Below are 4909 nucleotides of genomic sequence, written 5' to 3'. Positions count from 1 at the left end.
CCCAAGTCCAACAACCACCCCCCAGGCCAAGACGGCGTCTGCGGGGCCTGTGGCCTCGCGACGGCGAGTCGCATACGCGGCGTGGTATTTGGTTGTTAGTGCAGTCGTTGTGTCGTTGACCGCTGTTGGCATGGTGGTTCGGGGACAGCATGGAGAGGTGGGCTGGGTCACGGCGTTGTTCGTGTGCCTCTTAGTGTTGGGGGTGGGTTTGCAGCCATGGGTGCACAAGCGGACTCTGGCGCGGCAACGGGTTGTGCTACGGATGGCTGAGATCAACTGGGCGGTCGTGCTGGTTTCGCTTCTCTCAGTGACCTGGGTGGGTTGGAGCGAGATACCCCTGGTCCTCGCCGGCGTGCTCGGGGCGGCGCCGTCGGTCGTCGGCCTGTGGGGCCTGCACGCCCTGCGGAAGGTAGCGGCGTAGTCTCACAAGCCGTTTATGCCGTTCGGTGTCGCTACCGATTGCGGCACGTAACTTCTACCGATCTCGGCGAAGGGGGACGGCGGGGTACTGCTGGGCTACCCGGGGCTCCCCCCGGAACTCTCGCGGGGCTCCCCCGGAGCCACTCCAGGTCTACTCCAGCTCGAAGGCTCCGGTGTAGAGCTGGTAGTAGGTGCCGCGCTGCTCAATGAGCTGGTCGTGGCTGCCGCGCTCGATGATGCGGCCGTGGTCCAGCACCATGATCGCGTCCGAGTTGCGCACCGTGGACAGCCGGTGGGCGATCACGAAGACCGTCCGCCCCCGCATCAGGTTGTCCATGCCGGCCTGCACCAGCGCCTCCGTGCGGGTGTCGATGGAGCTGGTCGCCTCATCCAGGATCATCACCGGCGGGTCGGCGACGGCGGCGCGCGCGATCGACAGCAGCTGCGCCTGCCCCTGGGACAGGCTTGAGCTGTCGCCCGAGAGCACCGTCTGATACCCGTGCGGCAGGCGCCGGATGAAGCCGTCGGCATTCGCGAGCTTGGCCGCCTCGATGCACTCCTCGTCGGTGGCGTTCAGGCGCCCGTAGCGGATGTTGTCCATGACCGTGCCGGTGAACAGGCGCACGTCCTGCAGCACCACGCCCAGTGAGCGGCGCAGGTCCGCCTTGGCGATCTTGTTGATGTTGATGCCGTCGTAGCGGATCTTGCCGTCGTCGATGTCGTAGAAGCGGTTGATCAGGTTGGTGATGGTGGTCTTCCCCGCGCCGGTGGCGCCCACGAAGGCGATCTTCTGCCCCGGCTTGGCCCACAGGGAGACGTCGTGCAGGACCTCCTTGACGCCGTCGTAGGAGAAGTCGACGTGCTTCATGACGATCTCGCCGCGCAGCCGCGTGTAGGTGACGGTGCCGTCGGCCTGGTGGGGATGGCGCCAGGCCCACACGTCGGTCTTGTGATCGGCGGGCTGAACACCGCCGTCGGCGGTCTCGACGGCGTCGACCAGACCCACATAACCGCCGTCCTGCTCGGGCTGCTCGTCGACCAGGGCGAAGACCCGGCCGGCGCCCGCCAGCCCCATGGCGATCAGCGCCACCTGCTGGGACGCCTGGTTGATGGTCTGGGACAGATGCCGCACCATCGTCAGGTAGGAGACGATAATGCCTACGGTGATCGTGCCCATGCCGGCGAAGCCGATATTGGTGACCTGCAGCTGAATGAGCAGTCCGCCCACCATGGCGATCAGCACATACAGCAGGTTGCCCAGGTTGCCCATGACGGGGCCGAGGATATTGCCGTACTGGTTGGCCTTCTCCGAGTCGGTGAACAGCTTCCGGTTCAGGGCGTCGAAATCGGCCTTGGCGGCCTCCTCATGGTTGAAGACCTGAACCACCTTCTGCCCGCCCATGATCTCCTCAATGAAACCCTCCTCTGTGGCCAGCGACTGCTGCTGGGCAACCATGTAGCGCGAGGACTTCCCGCCCAGATTGCGGGTGGCGCCGACCATGATCGCCGCCACAGCCAGCACCAGAATCGTCAGCCAGAGGCTGTAGTAGAGCATCATCGCCAGCATCGCGGCCAGCGTCAGGGCGGACTGGATCAAGGTTGGCACCGACTGGCCGATCAGCTGGCGGATGGCATCGGTGTCATTGGTATAGGTCGACATGATCGCGCCGTGGGCGTGAGTGTCGAAGTACTTGATCGGCAGGGACTGCATGCGGTCGAACATGTCGTCACGCATGTGCTTGAGCGAGCCCTGCGTGACCACCGCCATGATCCGCGAATACAGGAAGCTGGTGATCACCCCGAGCGCGTAAACCACACCCATGGCGGTGATGATTTGCACCAGTGTGGGCATGACGGCGTCGAGCCCTGCGCTCAGGCCGGGTGTTATCACCTCGTCGACCACCCGCTGCATGAAGATCGAGGCGACGGTGGAGGCCACCGAGGCGATCACAATGCTGACGGCCACGACGATCAGCTGCCAGCGGTAATAGCGGAAGACATACGCCATCAGGCGGCGGGCCGGGTGCTCGATACCCGGCAGCTCCTGCGGGTCGGGCCGGTCCTCCCGGTCCGGGGCGCCGACGACGGCGTCCGGCTGCTCGGCGTCGGGCCGCCGGTCCTTGGTCTGCTCGGTGCGGGTGCGCGCCACGGTCACGCCACCTCCTGTTCCTGGCTGGTGCGGTTCTGGGAGGCATAGATCTGCTGGTACTCCCCGCCGGCCGCCATGAGTTCGGCGTGCGTGCCGCGCTCCAGGATGCGGCCGTCGTCGAGCAGAATGATCTGGTCGGCGTGCTCGACCGAGCTCAGCCGCTGGGCGATGATGATCTTGGTGGTGTCCGGGATCTCCTGGTCGAACGCCCGGCGGATGAGGGCGTCCGTACGGGTGTCGACGGCGGAGGTCGAGTCGTCCAGGATCAGGATCCGCGGCTTCTTCAATAGGGCGCGGGCGATGCACAGCCGCTGCTTCTGCCCACCGGAGACGTTGGTGCCGCCCTGCTCGATGCGGGTGTCGTAACCGTCGGGGAACTGGCGGACGAACTCGTCGGCCTGCGCCAGTTCGCAGGCGCGGATCAGTTCGGCGTCGGTGGCGTCGGGGTCGCCCCACCGCAGGTTCTCCTTGATGGTGCCGGCGAACAGGACATTCTTCTGCAGGACTACGGAGACGGCGTCGCGTAGGGTCTCCAGGTCGTATTCGCGTACGTCGACGCCGCCCACGCTCACCCGCCCGGAGGTGGTGTCATACAAGCGGGAGATGAGCTGTATCAGGGTGGTCTTCGCCGAGCCGGTGCCGCCCACGATCCCGAGGGTGGAACCTGACGGGATGGTCAGGTCGATGCTGTGCAGTACGTCGGCCTCGGCGTCGTCGGAGTAGCGGAAGGAGACGCCTTCGAAGCGGACCTCGCCGTCGGGAACCGAGGTGCGGCCATCGGCGGGGGAGGTGAGGCTGGGGCGATGGTCGATGACCTCGGCGATGCGGTTGGCGGACTCTACGGACATTGACACCATCACGAAGATGAAGGCGAGCATCATCATTGAGGCCAGGATCTGCACGCCGTAGGTCATCAGGGAGGAGAACTCGCCGGTGGTCAGCTCGGTCGCACCGCTGGCCACGACCACCCGGGCGCCCAGGTAGTTGACCAGCATCAGCGCCACGTAGATGAAGAAGACCATGATCGGGCCATTGAGGGCGAGGATCTTCTCGGCGTAGGTGAAGTCCTTGCGCACCTGTTGGGAGGCTGCGCGGAACTTCGTCTTCTCGTGCTCCTCGGTGACGAAGGATTTCACCACCCGGATGGCGGAGACGTTCTCCTGCACGGAGTTGTTCAGGGCGTCGTACTTCTTGAAGATCCTACGGAAGATGGGGAACACGTAGGCGGCCAGGCCGATCAACGCGCCCCCGAGCAGTGGCAGCATGACGATGAAGATCAGTGCCAGACGCGCATTGATCGTCAGAGTCATGATGATGGAGAAGATCACCATCAGCGGCACGCGCACGGCCACGCGGATGATCATCTGGTAGGCGTTCTGGACGTTGGTGACGTCGGTGGTCATGCGGGTGACCAGGGAGGACGTCGAGAAGTGGTCTATGTCCGCGAAGGAGAAGTCCTGCACCCGATAGAACAGGTCCTGGCGCAGGTTGCGGGCCAGGCCGGCGGCGGCGGTGGCGGCGCGCACGCCGGACATGACGCCGCACACGAGCGAGACCATCGCCATCACCACGAGGACCAGGCCGATGCGCAGGATCGGGCCCATGGACTGGCCCGTGAGGGTGTCGATGAGTTCGGCCATCATCAGCGGCAGGATGCACTCGAGCCCGGCCTCACCCACCATGAACAGCGGGGCCTGCAACGAGGGCCGGCGGTACTCGCGCAGGCTGCGCATGAGTATGCGTACGGTTTTCACAGAGGTCTTCTACCAATTGTTCGGGCGGTTAGATGGCGGCATAGTCTACCGAGCCGCGGTTCCCGGGAACAACATCAACCGACCTCGGCACGTAACTTCTACCGATCTCGGCACGTAACTTCAACCGATCTCGGCGAGGGGGGAGGCTCAGTTCCCGGGCATGGCGGCCAGGGGCATCTCCGTCATATGGTTGCTAGTCATCGTCGAGGGTGCGCACGACCCTGGCCGGTACCCCGGCGACGACGCTTCCGCTGGGGACGTCCTTGGTGACGACGGCGCCCGCGGCGCTCAGCGGGTGGCCGGTGGTGGTGATGATGGTGTTCGGCCCGACCATGCAGTAGTCGCCGATGTGCACCGGCGCTCCGTCAAGAATGGTGACGTTGTAGTTGGCGGTGAGGCTCCTGCCAACGTGAATGTTCTTCCCGTAGTCGCAGTGGAAGCCGGGCTGGATGTCGAGCTCTTCCGGTTTAGGGGTGTGGTGTGGGTGCTTGGTGTTGTGGTTCGTGTCCCTGTGGTGGGTTTGCACACTTGGGGAGTGGGGGCCGGGGGTGGGTTCCGCGTGATTGTGCGGATCTGGTCTGTGGCC

3 protein-coding genes and 1 pseudogene are annotated in these 4909 nt (G+C 65.0%); 1 reads left to right on the top strand and 3 read right to left on the bottom strand.

Annotated features, from left to right (window positions below; genetic code table 11):
* The first annotated feature begins 262 nt into the window (after positions 1-262).
* A complete protein-coding gene (locus Q4A20_RS14715) occupies positions 263-421 on the top strand; it encodes a hypothetical protein (protein ID WP_303124119.1) in 159 nt (52 codons plus the stop codon).
* A 150-nt stretch (positions 422-571) separates the two neighbouring features.
* Here the strand turns inward: Q4A20_RS14715 and Q4A20_RS14710 are convergent, their stop codons facing one another.
* The 3 genes and pseudogenes from Q4A20_RS14710 to Q4A20_RS14700 form a co-directional block, all read right to left on the bottom strand.
* Positions 572-2428, bottom strand: coding sequence for an ABC transporter ATP-binding protein (locus Q4A20_RS14710; protein WP_368502491.1), 1857 nt, complete (start codon positions 2426-2428; stop codon positions 572-574).
* Between the two features lie 143 nt (positions 2429-2571).
* Positions 2572-4323: an ABC transporter ATP-binding protein gene (locus Q4A20_RS14705; RefSeq protein WP_303124118.1), complete on the bottom strand. Its 1752-nt coding sequence runs from the start codon at positions 4321-4323 to the stop codon at positions 2572-2574.
* Between the two features lie 193 nt (positions 4324-4516).
* A pseudogene (locus tag Q4A20_RS14700) lies at positions 4517-4909 on the bottom strand (hypothetical protein); the annotation flags it as partial.

The sequence above is a fragment of the Actinomyces sp. genome, assembly GCF_030530635.1.
Lineage (GTDB): Bacteria > Actinomycetota > Actinomycetes > Actinomycetales > Actinomycetaceae > Actinomyces.
Note: the sequence above shows the minus strand (reverse complement) of the source record. Positions and strands in the feature narration are given on the sequence as shown.